At 59.4% G+C, this 18728-nt stretch carries 17 protein-coding genes; 14 read left to right on the forward strand and 3 right to left on the reverse strand.

Features of this window, described 5'->3' with window-relative positions; genetic code table 11:
• Window positions 1-92 precede the first annotated feature (92 nt).
• A complete protein-coding gene (locus ACN0VH_RS03905) occupies window positions 93-584 on the forward strand; it encodes a PaaI family thioesterase (protein WP_278920841.1) in 492 nt (163 codons plus the stop codon).
• Between the two features lie 83 nt (window positions 585-667).
• Here ACN0VH_RS03905 and ACN0VH_RS03910 read toward each other — a convergent pair whose 3' ends face one another.
• From ACN0VH_RS03910 to ACN0VH_RS03920, 3 genes are read right to left on the reverse strand one after another with little or no spacing between them, the layout of a single operon-like run.
• A complete protein-coding gene (locus tag ACN0VH_RS03910) occupies window positions 668-1762 on the reverse strand; it encodes a T6SS phospholipase effector Tle1-like catalytic domain-containing protein (RefSeq protein ID WP_278920842.1) in 1095 nt (364 codons plus the stop codon).
• A complete protein-coding gene (locus ACN0VH_RS03915; protein ID WP_417699569.1) occupies window positions 1737-4037 on the reverse strand; it encodes a xanthine dehydrogenase family protein molybdopterin-binding subunit in 2301 nt (766 codons plus the stop codon). Before ACN0VH_RS03915 ends, ACN0VH_RS03910 begins: the two co-directional genes overlap by 26 nt.
• 48 nt (window positions 4038-4085) lie before the next feature.
• Window positions 4086-5237: a type III PLP-dependent enzyme gene (locus ACN0VH_RS03920; protein WP_278920844.1), complete on the reverse strand. Its 1152-nt coding sequence runs from the start codon at window positions 5235-5237 to the stop codon at window positions 4086-4088.
• 106 nt (window positions 5238-5343) lie between these two features.
• Between ACN0VH_RS03920 and ACN0VH_RS03925 the strand changes: the two genes are divergently transcribed.
• The 13 genes from ACN0VH_RS03925 to ACN0VH_RS03985 all read left to right on the forward strand — a co-directional run bounded on the left by ACN0VH_RS03925 (window position 5344) and on the right by ACN0VH_RS03985 (window position 18591).
• The gene (locus ACN0VH_RS03925) at window positions 5344-5778 is read left to right on the forward strand and encodes an Lrp/AsnC family transcriptional regulator (RefSeq protein ID WP_278920845.1); all 435 of its coding nucleotides are present in this window, start codon (window positions 5344-5346) and stop codon (window positions 5776-5778) included.
• A 137-nt stretch (window positions 5779-5915) separates the two neighbouring features.
• Window positions 5916-9077, forward strand: a complete 3162-nt coding sequence (locus tag ACN0VH_RS03930; RefSeq protein ID WP_417699570.1) for a valine--tRNA ligase — start codon at window positions 5916-5918, stop codon at window positions 9075-9077.
• Between the two features lie 247 nt (window positions 9078-9324).
• On the forward strand, window positions 9325-9618 hold the full coding sequence (locus ACN0VH_RS03935; RefSeq protein ID WP_278920847.1) for a DUF1330 domain-containing protein: 294 nt from the start codon (window positions 9325-9327) through the stop codon (window positions 9616-9618).
• 169 nt (window positions 9619-9787) lie between these two features.
• Entirely contained in the window at window positions 9788-10252 is a 465-nt protein-coding gene (locus ACN0VH_RS03940) for a tellurite resistance TerB family protein (RefSeq protein ID WP_278920848.1), read from the forward strand.
• A complete protein-coding gene (locus ACN0VH_RS03945; protein WP_417699572.1) occupies window positions 10252-10692 on the forward strand; it encodes a tellurite resistance TerB family protein in 441 nt (146 codons plus the stop codon). The genes ACN0VH_RS03940 and ACN0VH_RS03945 overlap by 1 nt, the downstream gene beginning before the upstream one ends.
• A complete protein-coding gene (locus ACN0VH_RS03950) occupies window positions 10689-11468 on the forward strand; it encodes a phosphate/phosphite/phosphonate ABC transporter substrate-binding protein (protein ID WP_417699573.1) in 780 nt (259 codons plus the stop codon). Before ACN0VH_RS03945 ends, ACN0VH_RS03950 begins: the two co-directional genes overlap by 4 nt.
• A 136-nt stretch (window positions 11469-11604) precedes the next feature.
• Entirely contained in the window at window positions 11605-12390 is a 786-nt protein-coding gene (locus ACN0VH_RS03955) for an ABC transporter ATP-binding protein (RefSeq protein ID WP_278920851.1), read from the forward strand.
• A 119-nt stretch (window positions 12391-12509) separates the two neighbouring features.
• On the forward strand, window positions 12510-13220 hold the full coding sequence (locus ACN0VH_RS03960) for a transporter substrate-binding domain-containing protein (RefSeq protein WP_417699575.1): 711 nt from the start codon (window positions 12510-12512) through the stop codon (window positions 13218-13220).
• A 108-nt stretch (window positions 13221-13328) separates the two neighbouring features.
• Window positions 13329-14210 carry an ABC transporter permease gene (locus ACN0VH_RS03965; protein WP_278921432.1) on the forward strand — a complete coding sequence of 294 codons (882 nt, stop codon included), beginning with the start codon at window positions 13329-13331 and terminating at the stop codon, window positions 14208-14210.
• Complete coding sequence (locus ACN0VH_RS03970) at window positions 14207-15013, forward strand: ABC transporter permease (protein ID WP_278920853.1); 807 nt, start codon at window positions 14207-14209, stop codon at window positions 15011-15013. Before ACN0VH_RS03965 ends, ACN0VH_RS03970 begins: the two co-directional genes overlap by 4 nt.
• A 159-nt stretch (window positions 15014-15172) precedes the next feature.
• Complete coding sequence (locus tag ACN0VH_RS03975; protein WP_278920854.1) at window positions 15173-16492, forward strand: glutamine synthetase family protein; 1320 nt, start codon at window positions 15173-15175, stop codon at window positions 16490-16492.
• Between the two features lie 60 nt (window positions 16493-16552).
• Complete coding sequence (locus tag ACN0VH_RS03980) at window positions 16553-17233, forward strand: type 1 glutamine amidotransferase (protein ID WP_417699577.1); 681 nt, start codon at window positions 16553-16555, stop codon at window positions 17231-17233.
• Window positions 17233-18591: a glutamine synthetase family protein gene (locus tag ACN0VH_RS03985; protein WP_278920856.1), complete on the forward strand. Its 1359-nt coding sequence runs from the start codon at window positions 17233-17235 to the stop codon at window positions 18589-18591. Before ACN0VH_RS03980 ends, ACN0VH_RS03985 begins: the two co-directional genes overlap by 1 nt.
• Window positions 18592-18728 lie beyond the last annotated feature (137 nt).

The following is an 18728-nucleotide window of genomic DNA, read 5'->3' on the forward strand; positions in this document are numbered from 1 at the left end:
TCCTGCCCGATACTGTCATTGAAAAAGCTATGTGCTCTAGGGGATTACCCCTGGGGCGCAGCTTCTTCAGCTGTAAATACAGAGGGCACGCCATGCCGATCGCAAAATCACCCGCCGACCTTCCGACCATGGACCAGATCGTACAGCTTTCGGGGCTGGAGTTCATGCAAGCCATTCTGGATGGCCGCCTGCCCGGCCCGCCAATTGGCGCCCAAATGGGGTATACCCTGCATGAGGTAAGCGAAGGACGCGCGGTATTTCGCGGCACGCCCCGGTTTGAAGTCACCAACCCAATGGGCACGGTGCATGGCGGTTGGTACGGCACCCTGCTGGACAGCGCCATGGCCTGCGCGGTGATGACAGCCGTGCCAAAGGGTTCAGCCTATACAACTTTGGAATACAAGATCAATATCCTGCGCTCTGTTCCGCTGGGCACCACAGTGGATTGCATTGGCGTTATCGACCATGTTGGCCGCTCAACCGGGGTCGCCCATGGGGAACTGCGCGGCGTTGACGACGGCAAGCTTTACGCCACCGGATCGACCACCTGCATTGTGATGAATATGACTGGCAAAAAGACCTGAGCGTACATTACCTGCCGGGCCCCGCCTATACATACGGCCTGCGGCAGCGCAGACTGCGCAGGTCGCCGGGGGATCGGGTAGCGCTAAGGCGCGTTTCCAGTCTGCCCGGCAAACCAGCCTGTCGGCTTTTTTGACAGCGTAACATCGCGCACGCTGTGGTGCAGACGTTCACTAGGGTCCAGCCCCACCTGCCGTTTGCTCCGCAACAAAAAGATCTTGCCCCACCCGTTCCAGGTGCCAACCGACGGCGCCTTTGGATCCACCGGAAAGCGCATGCGCCAATCCCGCGGCAGGGGTAAGCCGCAATGTTCGGCCCTCTCCAGCATCCAGACCAGCGGAATATTGGCCAAGGGGCGCGCCTCTTCGTATCCGCCCAGTTGACCGCCAATATCCCCATGTGCGCCGTGAAACCAAACCTGTTCGACATGCCCCTTCCAGCGCTCCGAGCCGACCCAGAGCACCGGCTGGAACACATTGCGCGTCTCGTCCAGCGCAAGGGCTTGATAGCCATTTTTGACATGCGCGCCCAGTTCGTGGTTGTGAAAGGCATGTCGGCTTTTTGCCAAGCGCCACAGCAGGGGCAACCGCAGGCCCAGCGCCTTGACCGTATCCCAGACACCAATCATTTCGATTTGGGTCTCAGGGTGGCAATATGCCTTGCGAAAAGATTCTGCCACCAGCGGTGACCCCGCCTGTTGATAGTGGCGATAGGCCGTACGGATATTGCGCACGGTCGCATGTTCCGCCTTGAGCAGGCCAACCTCGCCGATCACCCCGGCAAGTGAACGCACCGCATAGGCACCGCGTGAATACCCCAGCAGATAGATCCGGTCGCCCGGACGATAGCGCGACGCAAGATAGCCATAAGCCCGGCGGATTTGCCGGTTGATGCCCCGGCCCATCATGACATCCGGCGCGCTGGCCCAGCCCGTCCACTGCACGCCCGCCTCATAGAAAACGGACACCTCACCACTCATTTCAAGGCACATCTGATAGAGACGGCCGGCATTCGTCTCTTGTCCGGGCTCCAGCGTCGACATGGTGCCGTCCAGAATGATCACATGGGCCTGCGGCCCGCGCAGCTTTGCCTCGCCAGAATGCTCGGACCGCAGGGGCCGTCCAAGCCAGCCAAGCCCCAGCCATCTGCGCAGATCATTCGCAAGCTGCTTTAGTCCCATTCCTCAACGCTTCCCATAGTTTCAGTGGGGTGAACGGCATATCCACCTGCCGCAACCCCTTGTCCCAGGTGGCATCCTGCACCGCATTGGCGACAGCGGCCAGGGCACCAACGGTCCCCGCCTCGCCACAGCCCTTCATTCCCATTGGATTCTGGGTGGAGGGCACCGGTTCGGAGGTAAAGTCAATCATGGGCACATCGGCCGCACGCGGCAAGGCATAGTCCATGAAGGTCGCGGTAAGAAGCTGGCCATCTTCGTCATGGACCACATGCTCCATCATCGCCTGGCCCAAGCCCTGCACCACGCCGCCATGCACCTGACCTTCAGCCAGCATCGGATTGATAAGGTTGCCAAAATCATCAACCACCGTGTAGCGGTCCACCACGGAAACCCCGGTTTCGGGATCAATCACGACCTCGGCGATATGGGCCCCGTTTGGAAAGGAACGCCCCGGCAGCTGCGCCCGCGCTGTGTGACGTAGCAAATCAACGCGCCCCTGCGCGCGGGCCATCTCTGCTGTCTCCAGCAGCGATGGTGTCAGGTTGGATCCCGGCGCACGGAAGGTCTCGCCATCAAAGTGGACAGCCTCTGCCTCGACGCCCATTTCATCAGCCAGAAAGGGCGCAAAGGCCGCAACCATCACCTCGACCGTGGCCAGTGTCGCATTGGCCTGTGTCGTCACCGAACGCGACCCACCGGTACCGCCGCCCTTGGCGATGCGGTCGCTGTCGCCCTGAATGGTTGTGATTTTGTCGGCCGGAATACCCGTCTGATCCGCAAGGAACTGGGCATAGACAGTTTCATGCCCCTGCCCGTTGCTTTGCGTGCCCACGTAGATATTCACTCTGCCGTCCTCCAGAAATTCGACTTCCGCACCTTCGGAAGGGTCGCCCAAAATGCTTTCGATATAGTAACACAGGCCAACGCCGCGCAGTTTTCCATTGGCCACATCGGCACTGCGGCGAGCAGCAAAGCCCTGCATATCCGCCTCTTCGCAGGCCCGTGACAGGATCATGGCAAAATCACCCACATCATAGCTCTCGCCGGTGGCGGTGGCATAGGGGAACTGGGCTGGCGCGATAAAGTTGCGCCGGTGCAGCTCGAACGGGTCGACACCCAGCTCCCGCGCCGCCCGGTCCATCAGCCGCTCTAGCACATAGATTGCCTCGGGGCGGCCCGCACCGCGATAGGCATCCACCTGGGTAGTATTGGTATAGATACCCTCCACCTGTAGCCAGGTGGTCTTGATATCATAGACCCCGGTCAGCACCCGGCTGAACAGCTGGGTCTGAATGGGCTGGCCAAACTGCGAATTATAGGCGCCAAGGTTGCAACGGGTCTGCACCCGATAGGCAGTAATCTTGAGATCCGCGTCAAAGGCCAGTTCCGCCAGCGAGGTCAGATCCCGCCCGGCATTGTCGCTCAGCATGGCTTCGGTACGGTCAGACATCCAGAACACTGGCTGCGCCAGGGTGCGGGCGGCATGGGCGACGACAAAATATTCCGGATAGGTCATGGCCTTCATGCCAAAGCCGCCGCCAACATCTGGCGTCATCACATGCACTGCGTCTTCTTCCAGCCCCAGTTTGGCGGCCAGCTGGCTCTTGGCCCCCCAGACGCCCTGGCCGCCAAAGGTGAAATGCAGCCGCTCCGCCTCCCAGCTGGCAAAACAGCCGCGTGGCTCCATCGCGTTCACAATGATCCGGTTGTCCGCCACCTGTAGCGATACAGTATGGGCCGCGGTTTCAAAGGCTGCCTTAGTGGCCTCTTCGTCCCCCATGCCCCAATCAAAGGCTTTGTTGTCTGGCGCTTCGGCGTGCAGTGGTTCGCCCCCGGCCTCAAGGTCCAGCTTGACCGGTAGATCCGCGATATCCACCTCGATCAGCTCTCCGGCGTCGCGGGCCTGTTCCAGGGTATCGGCAACCACCACCGCAATGGGTTCGCCGACAAAACGCACCCGACCATTGGCCAGCATGTGGCGTTCCGGCGCCGCGCCATCGCTTTTGTCACGATTTTTCACCACGGTGGCATCCATGGTCGTGATCAGCCCCGCCGCTTGAAGGTCCTGCAGGGTGACAACCATATGCACGCCCTCAGCGGCGCGGGCCTCTGCGACATCCAACGCCGTAATCTCGCCATGGGCAACGGGGCTGCGCAACACCCAGGCACGCAGCGCCCCATCCGGGGCGCAGTCTTCCAGGTAATTCCCATGGCCGGTCAGGAACCGAACATCTTCAACCCGTTTGACCGGCTGACTCTTTCCAAATTTTTCCATGCTCGCCCCCTATTCGCGCTACGCTAGTGCTTTTAGGGGACCTTAGCCCTAGCGTAGCGCTTGTCCAGAGAGCTCTATCACAGTTGCAACGTCAGACAGCCCATAGCCGTTGAATTGCGTGCTCATGGCGGAGGAATAAGCGCCAAGCCCAGGAAACAGCACATAGTCGCCCATCTGGCTGTCTGTCGGTAGTTCCAGGCCATCGGGCAAACGGTCCAGGCTGTCGCAGGTGGGGCCAAATATCACCCTTGGGCGCCCCGGTGCGCAGCGGTGTTCGCCCTTGGCGCTGACCACGGCGACCCGGCCCGGCAACCCCATGTCGCGGATGTCGACCAACCCGCCATAGATCCCGTCATTGAGGAAAACCACCTCGCCATCCCGGCGCAGGCCCTTGATCCGTGCCGCCAGAGTAAACGCCTCTGACACCATCGCCCGGCCCGGCTCGCAGATCAGCTGCGGCGCGCCGCTTCCAAAGGCTGCGGCTGTTGCGGCGCGAATGGCGGTAAAAACGGCCTCCAAATCTGGCGCGACCCCATCGCGATTGGCCGCAAAGCCACCGCCGACATTCAGCCGGGCAACAGGGACCCCCGCCTCATCAATAATGCGTTTGGCGGCGTGGATATATTCAACCCAGGCCGCCGCATCCTCACATTGGGTGCCGGGGTGAAAGCACAGCGACGGGGTCCAGCCCCCGGCCGCGACCTTCTGCAACAAGGCGATGGCCTCTTGCGGGGCGGCGCCAAATTTGCTGCCAAAATCATAGGCAGCCCCCCCCACTGGCAGGGCAAAGCGCACCGCGATTTCGCGATCCCGCGGCACCGCATCCAGCTTTTCCAGCTCGGACAGCTCATCCACTGACCAGCTGGCCACGTCATAGGCGATACCGGCCGCGATCTCGGCCTCGGATCGCATCGGATTGTTGTAGTGCAGCACCGCATCAGGGCTGGCTGCGCGCACCGCTGCCATCTCGCCGGGGGAGGCCACATCAAAGGCGTTGAGCCCCGCCGCCACCAGATTAGACAATACAGCCGGGTGCGGATTGGCCTTGACCGCATAGGTCACCAGCCCGTCAAAGCCCGCCATGAACCGCTTGGCCGTCTGGTGCAGCACCTGGGGGGCAAAATACAGGATCGGGTGATCCGGCTGACGGCGCGCCAGGTGAGTTTCAGGGTCAAGCCAAAGCGGGGAAATCTGCTGCATCGGGAAAGCCTCTATTGTTTTGACTATTTTGCGCTGATTTTGCATCGCTTTCGCCCGGCAGTTTGCCTAAAGTGACGAAACATTTCGCCAGATCGCAGGCAAAAACATGAAAATCGACGAAACAGACCAACAGTTATTGGCCCTCTTGCGTGACAACGCCCGTCGCCCGGTGGCAGAGTTGGGCCGCGCCCTGGGGCTGGCGCGTACCACGGTACAGGCACGTATCGAACGACTGGAACGCAGCGGCGTCATCGCAGGCTATACGCTGCGCCAATCCGCGGTTGAGCGCGCGCCCCTACAGGCCACGGTGCTGATCTCGATCGAGCCGCGCTCCGGTCCCGAGGTTCTGTCGCGCCTGCGCAGCCTTTTGGGGGTAGAGGTGGTGCATACGACATCCGGCAGGTTTGATCTATTGGCCCAGGTGGTTGCTCAGACCACCACCGCACTGGACGAAACCATCGACCGGATCGGCGAGGCCCGTGGCGTCCGCTCCTCCGAAAGCTTGATCCACCTGGCCACCAAGCTGGACCGCAGCCTTTAGACTGCCCTTGGGCATCGCCACCCCAGCCCCACCGCTGCCGGATTTTTCAGGCTGGTTTGCGCGGTCCCTTCCCCTTTGCCCCCCCATTCGTTATTGGAGGCAGCAACCCCGAATTCAATCGACGCAGGACGACCCTCATGGCACTGGACAAGACATTCGACGCGGCCACAGCTGAAAGCCGCCTTTACAAGGCCTGGGAAGAGGCTGGCTGTTTCAAGGCAGGCGCCAATGCCAAGCCTGAGGCCTCGACCTATTGCATCATGATCCCGCCCCCCAATGTGACCGGGGTGCTGCATATGGGCCATGCCTTCAACAATACGTTGCAGGATATCCTGATCCGCTGGAAGCGTATGCAGGGGTTTGACACCCTGTGGCAGCCGGGCACCGACCACGCCGGGATTGCGACGCAGATGGTTGTGGAACGCGAACTGGCGAAAGAAGGCAAGAAACGCACCGATTTTGCACGCCCTGATTTCCTTGCCAAAATTTGGGAATGGAAAGAAAAGTCGGGCGGCACCATCATCGAACAGCTGAAACGCCTTGGTGCATCCTGCGATTTTGACCGCACCGCCTTTACCATGGCGGGGGCAGCAGGTGACACCCGCACCGGCCACGAGAACTCGCCCAACTTCCACGATGCCGTGATCAAGGTCTTTGTGGAGATGTACAACAAGGGGCTGATCTATCGCGGCAAGCGTCTGGTCAACTGGGATCCCCATTTTGAGACCGCGATCTCTGACCTTGAGGTCGAGAATATCGAGGTCGCGGGCCACATGTGGCACTTCAAATATCCGCTGGCGAATGGCGCGACCTATACCTATGTCGAGAAGGATGAGGACGGCAATGTTACGCTCACTGAAGAGCGTGACTATATCTCCATCGCCACCACCCGGCCCGAAACCATGCTGGGCGACGGCGCGGTTGCGGTGCACCCCTCGGATGAACGCTATGCGCCCATCGTTGGTATGCTCTGCGAAATCCCCGTTGGCCCCAAGGCGCAGCGCCGCCTGATCCCGATCATCACGGATGAATACCCCGATAAGGACTTTGGCTCTGGCGCGGTGAAGATCACCGGCGCGCATGATTTCAATGACTATCAGGTCGCCAAACGCGGCGGCATTCCGATGTATAACCTGATGGACACCAAGGCAAATATGCGCGCCGATGGCGCGCCATATGTGGAAGAGGCCGCCATCGCCCAAGCCATCGCCAATGGCAAACAGGACTTCACCGAGGCCAGCATCGCCGCGATGAATCTGGTGCCGGAAGAGTATCGCGGGCTGGATCGGTTTGAGGCCCGCAAACGCGTGGTGGCCGATATCACCGCCGAAGGTCTGGCCGTGATGCATACCGTCACCAAGGTGGTCAAAGACGAGGACGGCAACGAGACCGAGGTTACCGAGACGGTGCCGATGGTTGAGAACAAGCCGATCATGCAGCCTTTTGGCGACCGCTCCAAGGTGGTGATCGAACCGATGCTGACCGACCAGTGGTTCGTCGACGCCGAAAAGGTCGTCGGCCCGGCGCTCGACGCCGTGCGCAATGGTGATGTGAAGATCCTGCCGGAGTCGGGCGAAAAGACCTATTTCCACTGGCTGGAAAACATCGAACCCTGGTGCATCTCACGCCAGCTGTGGTGGGGCCACCAGATCCCAGTGTGGTACGGGCCGTCAAAAGATCAAATCAAATTCATGGAATGGCTTTCGACCGAACCTGAACCCGGAACAAAGATTCCAGAAAGGCTATCTGCACGAGGAGATGAAGTAGCATTTTGCGCCTCTTCCACAGACGCTCTGCAAAGTCAGCTCTCTGAATACTATGGCTCCGAATACAAGTTTTCTGTTCAAGAGACCGGCGACTCTATCGCTCGCAAACGCCAAGAGAACGTCGCCTACGGCGCTTTGGAATTTGATGGGACAGAGAAGACCGTTCTACTCTACCGCGACCCCGACGTGCTCGACACCTGGTTCTCTTCCGGCCTCTGGCCGATTGGCACCCTGGGTTGGCCGGAATGGACCGAGGAGACGTCTAAGTATTTCCCGACCTCGACGCTGGTCACCGGTCAGGACATCCTGTTCTTCTGGGTTGCGCGGATGATGATGATGCAGCTGGCGGTTCTGGATCAGGACCTGCCGGTCAAGGAACGCATCCCATTCGACACCGTCTACCTGCATGGGCTGGTACGTGATGCCAAGGGCAAAAAGATGTCCAAATCCACCGGCAACGTCGTCGACCCGCTGGAAATCATTGACGAATACGGCGCCGATGCGCTGCGCTTTACCAATGCGGCAATGGCCTCGCTTGGCGGCGTGCTCAAACTCGACATGAAGCGGATCGAGGGCTATCGTAACTTTGTCACCAAGATCTGGCAGGCCTGTTCCTATGGCGACAGCCAGATTGATGCCTTCTCGGTTGATCGCGACAGCACCCCGCCCAAAGCGACACTGCCGCTGAACCGCTGGATCATTGGCGAAATCGCCAAGCTGCGCGACGATGTGCAGGCGGGCTTTGAAAGCTTCCGCTTCAATGACGCCGCCAATGCGATCTATGCCACCTTCTGGAACACCTTCTGCGACCGCTATCTGGAATTCACCAAACCGGTATTCCAGGGCGAGGATGCGGCTGCCAAGGCAGAAACCCGCGCCACCTTTGCCTGGGCGATTGATCAGGCGCTGATCCTGATGCACCCGATCATGCCCTTTGTCACCGAAGAGCTGTGGAATGCCACCGAAGGGCGCGGCGTCAAGATGGGCGAGGCCTCCAAGATGCTGGCCCATGCCGCCTGGCCGAGCTACCGCGCCGCCGATCTGGTAGACGCCGAGGCCGAGGCCGAAATGAACTGGGTCATCGCGGTGATTGGCAATGTGCGCTCGGCCCGCTCGCAGCTGAACGTGCCGTCGGGTTCCATCGTGCCAATGCTGGTCACCGAAATGGACGCAGCGGCACAGGGCTATTGGGATCGCAACGCAGAGCTGATCCTGAACAAGGCCCGCATTGCAAGCCTGACCCAGGCAAAGGACCTGCCCAAGGGCTGTATTTCAATCGCCGCTCCGGGGGCCTCCTTTGCGCTGCCTCTGGCCGATATCATTGATGTTGCCGCAGAAAAGGCACGTCAGGAAAAGAACCTTGGCAAATTGACCAAGGAGCTGGGCGGGTTGCGTGGGCGGTTGAAAAACCCCAAATTCGCCGCCTCGGCCCCCGAAGAGGTGGTGGCAGAAGCCCGCGAAAACCTGGCCCTGCGCGAAGAGGAAGAAGCCAAGATAAAAGACGCCCTGGCGCGCCTGCAGGAAATCGGCTGACCCGTAAGGATAGTCCGCTTCCCGGCCTGTCACGGCATCAAACGCCCGCCTTTGCGCGGGCGTTTTTTGGGTTCCCGGTCCTGCCCCCTGCCGCAGCCTTGGGTGTTTTCCCTTGGCCAACGGGACGGGTTTTGCAATAACTCTTGGCAAGATCATTTGCTTACGGGGAAATTCCCTGCCCGCGCACCATTGCCTTTGCGGTAGTTCTGTATCAGCTTGGCACCGATAAATTGAAGGAGCTCACAAAATGCCAAAGGCCTATTGGGTGGCACATGTCGATGTTGACAACATGGAGCGCTACAAGGACTACATCGCTGCCAATGCCGCACCATTCGCTGAATATGGTGCCCGGTTTCTGGTGCGAGGCGGCACCAAGGAGATCCGCGAAGGGACCATGCGTTCGCGGACCGTGGTGATTGAATTCAAAGATTTCGAAACCGCAAAATCCTGCTATGATAGTATCGCCTATCAAGATGCCAAGGCGCTGCGGGATCCGGTTGCCAACGGCGATATGGCAATTGTCGAAGGCTACGACGGCTAGCCACAGACTGGCTGGGCCCTGCCTGGAAAACCGGGCCGGCGTCTTGCCCTACAGCACATGCGCCGCGCCAATCGGGTCCGTTCCGCAGCCCGCCCCAAAGGTTCATAACAGTCGGCCCAGCAACATGTGGCTGCAAGCACCGACGCTCAGAGAGATGGAGTATCCAAGCATGCTCAAGAAGTTCTTTCAGGCCTTTCGGCCCACCGACCCGCCAGCCCTGCCTGACCCCGACGCGGAATTGGCCCTGGGCGCCCTGCTGGTGCGGGTGGCACAGTCTGACCGCGAATATAAACTGGAAGAGATCAGCCTGATTGATCGCATCCTGTCGCGGCTGTACCAGCACGACGCGATTGAGGCCGCAAAGGTGCGGGCCACCTGCGAAAAGCTGCACTCGGCGGCACCAGAAACCGATACCTTTGGCCGACTGATCCGTGAAACCACAGGCCTGGACGAACGGCTTGCCGCGCTGGATGCCCTCTGGGAGGTGGTGCTGGCAGATCACAACGAACATGAAGGCGAAGTGCGCATCATCGAAGAGGCCTACAAGGCCATGGGATTGTCCTTTGCCGACAACGAAGCGGCACGCAGCAAGGCCATGGCGAAAATTGCCGCCAAGCGGGAGAGAGAAGAGTAATGTTCAAGGAATTGCTTGCCCACCTGCTGGCCCCGGCCCCAGCCCCGCTGAACGATGAAGGCGCGCGTCTGGCTCTGACTGCGCTGTTGGTGCGTATTGCCCGATCTGATCACAATTACTCCGAAGTTGAAAAAGATCGCATCGACCGTATCATCTGCACCCGCTATGGCCAGGACATCGGTGGCGCGATCTTGTTGCGCGAACAGGCCGAAGCCATGGAGGCAGAGGCCCCCGATACCGTCCGCTTCACCCGCGCCATCAAAGAGGCCGTCGCCTATGAAGATCGTATCGGCGTGGTAGAGGCCATGTGGCAGGTGGTGCTGGCGGATGGCCGTCGCGACCAGGGCGAAGATGCCCTCATGCGATTGTCAGCAAATCTGCTCGGCGTCAGCGATATCGACAGCGCCCAGGCCCGCAAGCGGGTGGAAACCACTGTATGATCGCCTATCTCGGCATGTATGACAGGCCAGAAACCGCAGAGGCCAATGATCTGTTCTGGGCGGCCATTCGCAGCAACCTTGATCTGGGACCAGAAAAACCACCAGAGATCCTGAACCGGGACATCGACCCTTGGGAGGCGTGGAATGCGCCAGATCTCCTCTTGGCACAGACCTGTGGGTGCCCGTATCGCACCCGGCTTTATGGCGAGGTCGATCTGGTAGGCACCCCCGACTATGGCCTGCCCGACTGCCCGCCGGGATACTATCGCAGCGTCTTTGTTGCCAAGGCCGCGACGCCGCTGCCCGGGCTGAAAGACTTTGATCGCGCCCGCTTTGCCTATAATGACGGACTGTCACAATCGGGCTGGGCTGCACCCCTGATCCATATGCAGGATCGTGGCGTTCTGCCGGGCGAACTGGTCGAAACCGGTGGCCACCGGGCCTCGGCCCTGGCAGTTGCCGAGGGGCGCGCCGATTTTGCCGCGCTGGATATCCTGTCTTGGGAATTGATGCAGAAATACGATGCTTTCGCCGACCAGCTCTGTGTCTTTGAACGGACAGCCCCAACCCCTGGCCTGCCCTTTATTACTGCGCTCTCGCAGGATCCGGTGCAGATCTATCAGGCCATTGACGACGCGATCAAAGACCTTGACCCGACGACACGGGCGGCACTGCATCTGACCGGAATCCTGCAGATTCCGATCAGTGAATATCTCTCTGTCCCGACCCCTCCGGGGCCCGTGCTGACAGGGCTAAAGATCGCCGCTCGCAGGTAGGTCGCCGCACCTTCCGATTTGACCGTTTTTTCACCCGCTTTGCATGTTCAGGCCAAAAGCTTCCGGTTTTAGCGTTGCATTCAGCCATTTTTTCGGTCCATTTAGAACCAGTTTTTCTTAATCGGGCGAAACCGCTTTGACCAATTCGACACCTGTACTCGAGATCCGCGACCTGCATAAATCCTATGGCGAGTTGGAGGTCATCAAAGGTGTCAGTATCACTGCAAACCGCGGTGACGTTGTGTCGCTGATCGGCTCTTCCGGGTCGGGGAAATCAACCCTTTTGCGCTGCTGCAACCTGCTGGAAAACAGCCAGGAGGGCGAGATCCTGTTCAAGGGAGAGCCCATCAAATGGAGCGGAACCGGGCTGGCCCGCCGCCCCTGCGACCCCAAGCAAGTGCTGCGCATACGTACCAATCTGTCCATGGTCTTTCAGCAGTTTAACCTCTGGGCGCATATGACCATTTTGCAAAATGTGATGGAGGCCCCGGTAACCGTACTGGGGCTGGATCCCGCCGCCGTCGAAGCCTCGGCCCGCGCCTATCTGGACAAGGTTGGCATTGGCGACAAATGCGATGCCTATCCGGCGCAGCTCTCCGGGGGGCAACAACAGCGTGCCGCCATCGCGCGAGCCCTGTGCATGGAGCCAGAGGCGCTGCTGTTTGACGAACCCACATCGGCGCTGGACCCCGAACTGGAACAGGAGGTCATCAAGGTGATCAAGGATCTTGCCGCCGAGGGCCGGACCATGATGATCGTGACACATGACATGAACCTGGCGGCGGATGTTTCTGATTCGGTTGTGTTCCTGCATCAAGGGCTGATCGAAGAACAGGGCACACCAGACGCTGTGTTTGGCAGCACACAATCGGAACGTCTGCGCGGTTTCCTCTCGCCAAGCCGAAGTGCGCGCAACGGATAGGCCGACACACCACATTCGGGCTTTGACCTAGGGGGCACACGCCCCTGAAGCAGAGCAAAACACCGGACAAAACCAAGACAAGACACCAAAATACCAATCAAAAAACTGGGAGTACCACAATGAAATCACTTATTCTGAGCACCGCAGCCCTGGCCCTGACCGCCAGCATGGGCCTGGCCGACACCGTGCGTCTTGGCACCGAAGGCGCCTACCCTCCCTATAATTTCCTCAACGACAATGGCGAAGTTGACGGGTTTGAGCGCGAGCTGGGCGACGAGCTGTGCAAACGCGCCGAGCTGACCTGCGAGTGGGTCATCAATGACTGGGATTCGATCATCCCCAACCTGCTGTCGGGCAACTACGATGCCATCATCGCCGGCATGTCGATCACCCCAGAGCGCAAGGAAGTTGTGCAGTTCACCCAAGGCTACACGCGCCCATCGCCTTCGGCCTATGCGGCGCTTTCGGCTGACGTTGATCTAGGGAGCGCCGTGATCGCGGCTCAGGCCTCCACCATTCAGTCGTCGCATGTTGCCGGCACTGGTGCCACCTTGGTTGAATTCCCCACACCGGATGAAACCATTGCTGCGGTAAATTCGGGTGAAGTCGACGCCGTCATGGCGGACAAGGACTTCCTGCTGCCCATCGTTGGCGAAACCGAGCTGCAGTTTGTTGGCGACGATGTCTTCCTCGGCGAAGGTATCGGCATGGCCTTCCGTCAGTCCGACACCGACGTCATTGCCAAGTTCGACGCCGCGATCGCTTCGATGAAAGAAGACGGCACGCTGAACACGATGCTCGACAAATGGGAAATCGAAGGCAAGTTCTGAAACACGCCTTCCCATTGATCAATAATGAAGGGGGGCGGTTGCCCCCCTTTGCCCCTGACCAGACAGCCCTGTTTCTTGTCTCCGGTCCCGATCCCGACGAGGTCCACCATTTTTTCCTTTTGCTCTGACCCGGCCACGCTGGAGGGTATCCAGTGGTATAGCTGCTACCTGACCACCGGAAAGCACCTTGCTTTCTACATGTCCTTTGGCACCGTGTTGCTGTTGCTGGCGGTGACGGCACCGACGGCCCTGCTCTTTGGGTTTGGCGGTGCCATGGCGGCTCGGGCGCGGTTTACCCCGCTTTCCTGGCTCGGCAAGATCTATATATCGGTCGTGCGCGGCGTGCCCGATATCGCCTTTTTTCTGTTCTTCGTCATCGCGCTGGATCAGGGCATCGAATACCTGCGCCACAAGGTGAAATGCCCCGACTGGGATGCACCCATTCGCCAGGGCAATGATTTCCTGGTCTGCAGTATTGCCAAGATGCCGCTTGGCGATGCACCACAGTGGCTGCATGAAGCCTATGGGTTCAGCCTGGCGGTGCTGACCTTTGCCATCGTCTTTGGTGCCTTTGCCGCCAATGTGCTGTTTGGGGCCATGCAGGCCGTGCCACATGCCCAGATCGAAACCGCCGCAGCCTACGGGCTAAGCCACCGGCAGACCTTTTGGCGTATTCTGGTGCCGCAGATGTGGACCTATGCCCTGCCCGGCCTGTCAAACCTGTGGATGGTACTGATCAAGGCAACGCCGCTCTTGTTCCTGCTCGGCGTCGAAGACATCGTCTTTTGGGCCCGCGAGCTTGGCGGCTCCAAGACCGCCAAATTCACCGACTATCCGCATCCGGACTGGCGCATGTGGTATTTTCTGGGGCTTCTGGTGTTTTATCTGGTCTTTACCCGTGTTTCGGAACTGGTCTTGGACCGGATCACCACCCGCCTGGCCCATGGCCAAGCCACCGTGGATGGTGAAGCGCAAAGGAAAGCCGCATGAGCTGCTATCAAACTCTACAAGACTATGCCTTTCGCGCCTTTGGCTATGGCGAACGCATGTTGCCGCGCAGCGACTTTACCCTGTGTGAACAGTTCACCCTGATTGGATCGGGGCTGTTGTGGAACATCTACTTTGGCGTCATTGCCGTGGCCACCGGGTTTGTCCTTGCCAATTTTCTGGCGCTTGGCAAGAATTCCAAATCGGCCTGGGCGCGCAAACCGGCTGAATGGTTTATCTTTCTGTTCCGCGGCTCGCCGCTGTTTATCCAGTTCTTCTTTGCCTATTTCCTGTTTCTCAGCCTGAAAAGCGTTTCAAGCTTCTTCAACCCGCTGTCGTCGGCCTGGGCAGGTGCATTGATTGTGTTGTTCCTGAACACAGCGGCCTATTCCGCCGAAATCCTCTATGGTGCGCTGCGGTCGATCCCCAAGGGCGATATAGAGGCGGCCGATGCCTATGGGCTGTCCGGCTGGACACGTTTTCGGCGCATCGAATGGCCCACCATGATGCGTCTGGCCTGGCCTGCCTATACCAACGAAGCGATCTTTCTGTTCCATGCCACTACTCTGGTGTTCTTTTCCGGCTTTCCCGCCTGGCAGCAAAAGGGCGATGCGCTGTACTATGCGAATTATTTCGCCGACAAGACCTTCAATCCCTTTGTACCCTACCCGATCCTGGCCTTCTATTTCATCCTGCTGACCCTGGTGATCATCGCCGTCTTTGGCCGGGTCAACACATGGCTGAATCGGCATCTGCCCCAGAGCAAGCGCCCAAAGCTAAAGTTCAAACCGAACCTCATCCGCTAAAAGATCAAATAATTGCAAGAAAAATGGGCCCCTCTGGGGCCTATTTTTATGCAAACTTAGGCGGAAAACAGGCGAACACTGAAACTTTTGATCAAATTTCCTTGGCTCATTCGCGATCCTGCAGTACAACACTGTCATAGCGATCAAGGAGATCAGAGCATGGATCTGTCACAGCTGAAAACCATCCGCATCGCCGCCTGCGATCTGAACGGGCAGATGCGTGGCAAACGGATGCCTGCCTCGCAGATGGCCAAACTGGCCACCGGCGCGGCCAGAATGCCGCTCTCGGCCTTGAACGTCGATATCTGGGGCCGGGACATCGAAGACAGTCCGCTGGTGTTTGAAACCGGTGATGCCGACGGAATTCTCACACCTTCCTCACGGGGGCCAGTGCCGATGCCCTGGCTTGCGACCCCTTCGGCGCTGGTGCCGATGGTGATGGAAACCGAAGCTGGTGAGCCTTTTTTGGGTGACCCCCGGCAGGTGCTTGCCCAGGTGCTGGACCGCTACGCCGCACGCGGTTGGCAGGTGATGGCCGCCACTGAAATGGAATTCAATCTGGTTGATGACAGCGGTCCCCAACCTACCCCCCCCGCGCACCCGCACACCGGGCGCAAACTGGTGCAGCAATCGGTGCTCTCGGTCGAAGAGCTGGACGCTTTCGATGCCTTTTTCACCGATCTGTACAACGGTGCAGAAGAGATGGGCATCCCCGCCCAATCCGCTATTTCAGAGGCCGGTCTGGGGCAGTTTGAAATCAACCTCGACCATCAGGATGCGCTGCGCGCCGCGGATGATGCCTGGCTGTTTAAGGCGCTGGTAAAAGGACTTGCACGCAAGCACGATCTGGCCGCCACCTTTATGGCCAAGCCCTATGAGGACGAAGCCGGCAATGGCATGCATGTGCATTTTTCGGTGGTCGACAGGGACGGCAACAACGTCTTTGATGATGGCTCTGAGAAGGGATCGGATCTGTTGCAGCAGGCCGTGGCAGGCTGCCTGGCCGCCATGCCAGCCAGCACCCTGATCTTTGCTCCGCATGGCAATTCCTATGCACGACTGGTGCCTGGTGCCCATGCGCCAACCAGCGCCGCCTGGGCCTATGAAAACCGCACCGCTGCAATCCGCATTCCCGGTGGCAACCCCAAGGCACGACGCATCGAACACCGGACCGCTGGCGGCGACATCAACCCCTATCTGATGCTGTCCGTCGTGCTTGGCGCCGCCCTGCTGGGCATCGAAGACGCCCTGGTGCCGCCGCCTGCATCCTCTGGCAATATCTACGACATTCCCGATCTGCCGCAGCTGGCCGACGATTGGCAAAGCGCCATTTCCCTGTTCGAACAAGACCCGCTGATGGCGCGGATCCTGCCAAAGATGATGATCCGCAATCTGACGATGACCAAGCGACAGGAACACGTCGGCTTTGCAGCCCTGCCGCCAGAGAAACATTGGCTCAGCTGGCTGGAAGCGGTATGACCTCAGCCAGCCAGGAGCATGTTGCTTTGGGCTCTATCTTTTGATCAAATCTGGTGAACTATGAAAATCGGCATCTTGCAAACCGGCCACGCCCCCGAGGATCTTATCCAAGAGGCAGGCGACTACGACCAGATGTTTTGCGACCTTTTGGCGGGCCACGGCTTTGCCTTTGAAACCTTTGCGGTTGTGGATGGGCAATTCCCCAAGGATGCGCAGGCGGCAGAGGGTTGGATCATCACGGGCTCCCGCCATGGGGCCTATGAAGATCACGCCTGGATCCCACCGCTGGAAGATCTGATCCGTGACATTCACGCCAGGAAGCAACCGCTTGCCGGGATCTGCTTTGGTCATCAGATCATTGCCCAGGCTCTGGGCGGCAAGGTGGCCAAATTTGACGGCGGCTGGGCGGTGGGCCATGTCACCTATGAACAGGATGGCCAGCCCATAACCCTGAATGCCTGGCATCAGGATCAGGTGATCGAACGCCCGGCCGAGGCCCGCGTTCTGGCTGGCAATGCATTTTGTGAAAACGGCATCCTGGCCTATGGTGACCATATCTGGACCCTGCAGCCGCATCCCGAATTCAGCAATGCCTTCACCGGCGGATTGATCGAAAAGCGCGGTCGCGGCGTGGTGCCCGACGCATTGCTTGATCAGGCCCGCCAAGATCTCGACACTTCTGTAGACGCCCCCGAAATTGCAACCTTCCTCGCAGATTTTATGAAGAAAGAGAGGACTTAATGTCATCCTGGATTGACGACCTTCCCGAAGCGGCAAGAACCTATCTGGAGGGCCGTCGTCTCGACGAAGTTGAATGCGTTATCTCGGACCTCCCCGGTATCGCCCGGGGCAAGGCGGTGCCGGCATCCAAATTCGCCAAGCAGGATTTCTTTCACCTGCCGGACAGCATCTTTTACCAGACCATCACCGGGGATTGGGCCGAGGCCGCCGATGATGACGGCTGGATTGAAAAAGACATGACCCTGCAACCCGATATGTCCACTGCGACGGCGGCCCCCTGGACGGGGGACTGGACGCTGCAGGTCATTCATGATGCGCTGGACCGTGACGGCACGCCGATCCCCTATAGCCCACGCAATGTGTTGAAACGCGTAGTTCAGCTGTACCATGACAAGGGCTGGCAGCCGGTTGTCGCGCCTGAGATGGAATTCTTCCTGGTCGCACGCAACATTGATCCGGGCAAAAAGATCGAACCGATGATGGGGCGCTCTGGTCGCCCGGCGGCGGCGCGACAGGCCTATTCGATGACAGCGGTGGATGAATTTGGCCCGGTAATCGACGATATCTACGACTTCGCCGAGGCCCAGGGCTTTGAGATCGACGGCATCACCCAGGAAGGCGGCGCAGGCCAGCTGGAAATCAACCTGCTGCACGGCGATCCGGTCAAGCTGGCGGATGAGGTCTTTTACTTCAAACGACTGATCCGCGAAGCTGCCCTGCGCCATGACTGCTTTGCCACCTTTATGGCCAAGCCGATCGAGAATGAACCCGGCTCGGCGATGCATATTCACCATTCGGTGCTGGATTTGAAAACTGGCAAGAACATCTTTTCCGCCGATGACGACAGTGAAACTGATGCCTTTTTCCACTTTATCGCCGGGTTGCAGAACCACCTGCCTGCGGGGATTGCGGTGATGGCACCCTATGTGAATTCCTACCGGCGCTATGTGAAAGACCACGCAGCCCCGATCAATCTGGAATGGGCGCGTGACAACCGCACCACCGGCATTCGCATTCCACTGTCCAGCCCTGCGGCCCGCCGTGTTGAAAACCGCCTCGCCGGGATGGACTGCAATCCCTATCTCGGGATCGCTGTCTCGCTGGCCTGTGGCTATCTTGGTCTGCTGGAACAACAAAAGCCAGACACGCAGTTCAAGGGCAACGCCTATGAAGGCGAAGGCGATATTCCCAATGTCATGGGCAGCGCGCTGGATCTGTTCGACGAAGCAACCAAACTGCACGAGGTGCTCGGCCCTGATTTCGCCCGCGTCTACAGCATCGTGAAACGGGCCGAATACGAAGAGTTCCTGCAGGTGATCTCCCCCTGGGAGCGCGAGCATCTGCTGATGAACGTCTAAGGCGATATCTGACCCGCGCGGCACCCGCCCCCGACTGGCGGTGGCCGCGCCAATAGCCGCCCCCGTTTGCCCTGCAGGCATCGCCGCCAGAGGTTTCTCTGCCCAGCCCAAGGCTGGTGCGGCAAAAGGGGGCGAAC

Source organism: Pseudophaeobacter sp., assembly GCF_048267565.1.
In the GTDB taxonomy this organism is placed as follows: domain Bacteria; phylum Pseudomonadota; class Alphaproteobacteria; order Rhodobacterales; family Rhodobacteraceae; genus Pseudophaeobacter; species Pseudophaeobacter profundi.

Bases quoted from the DNA above. Each gene is read 5' to 3' on its own strand.
- ACN0VH_RS03915 (WP_417699569.1), bottom strand. From the start codon at position 4,037: ATGGAAAAATTTGGAAAGAGTCAGCCGGTCAAACGGGTTGAAGATGTT.
- ACN0VH_RS03940 (WP_278920848.1), top strand. From the start codon at position 9,788: ATGCTCAAGAAGTTCTTTCAGGCCTTTCGGCCCACCGACCCGCCAGCC.
- ACN0VH_RS03950 (WP_417699573.1), top strand. From the start codon at position 10,689: ATGATCGCCTATCTCGGCATGTATGACAGGCCAGAAACCGCAGAGGCC.
- ACN0VH_RS03930 (WP_417699570.1), top strand. From the start codon at position 5,916: ATGGCACTGGACAAGACATTCGACGCGGCCACAGCTGAAAGCCGCCTT.
- ACN0VH_RS03925 (WP_278920845.1), top strand. From the start codon at position 5,344: ATGAAAATCGACGAAACAGACCAACAGTTATTGGCCCTCTTGCGTGAC.
- ACN0VH_RS03910 (WP_278920842.1), bottom strand. From the start codon at position 1,762: ATGGGACTAAAGCAGCTTGCGAATGATCTGCGCAGATGGCTGGGGCTT.
- ACN0VH_RS03975 (WP_278920854.1), top strand. From the start codon at position 15,173: ATGGATCTGTCACAGCTGAAAACCATCCGCATCGCCGCCTGCGATCTG.
- ACN0VH_RS03920 (WP_278920844.1), bottom strand. From the start codon at position 5,237: ATGCAGCAGATTTCCCCGCTTTGGCTTGACCCTGAAACTCACCTGGCG.
- ACN0VH_RS03960 (WP_417699575.1), top strand. From the start codon at position 12,510: ATGAAATCACTTATTCTGAGCACCGCAGCCCTGGCCCTGACCGCCAGC.
- ACN0VH_RS03970 (WP_278920853.1), top strand. From the start codon at position 14,207: ATGAGCTGCTATCAAACTCTACAAGACTATGCCTTTCGCGCCTTTGGC.
- ACN0VH_RS03980 (WP_417699577.1), top strand. From the start codon at position 16,553: ATGAAAATCGGCATCTTGCAAACCGGCCACGCCCCCGAGGATCTTATC.
- ACN0VH_RS03985 (WP_278920856.1), top strand. From the start codon at position 17,233: ATGTCATCCTGGATTGACGACCTTCCCGAAGCGGCAAGAACCTATCTG.
- ACN0VH_RS03905 (WP_278920841.1), top strand. From the start codon at position 93: ATGCCGATCGCAAAATCACCCGCCGACCTTCCGACCATGGACCAGATC.
- ACN0VH_RS03945 (WP_417699572.1), top strand. From the start codon at position 10,252: ATGTTCAAGGAATTGCTTGCCCACCTGCTGGCCCCGGCCCCAGCCCCG.
- ACN0VH_RS03935 (WP_278920847.1), top strand. From the start codon at position 9,325: ATGCCAAAGGCCTATTGGGTGGCACATGTCGATGTTGACAACATGGAG.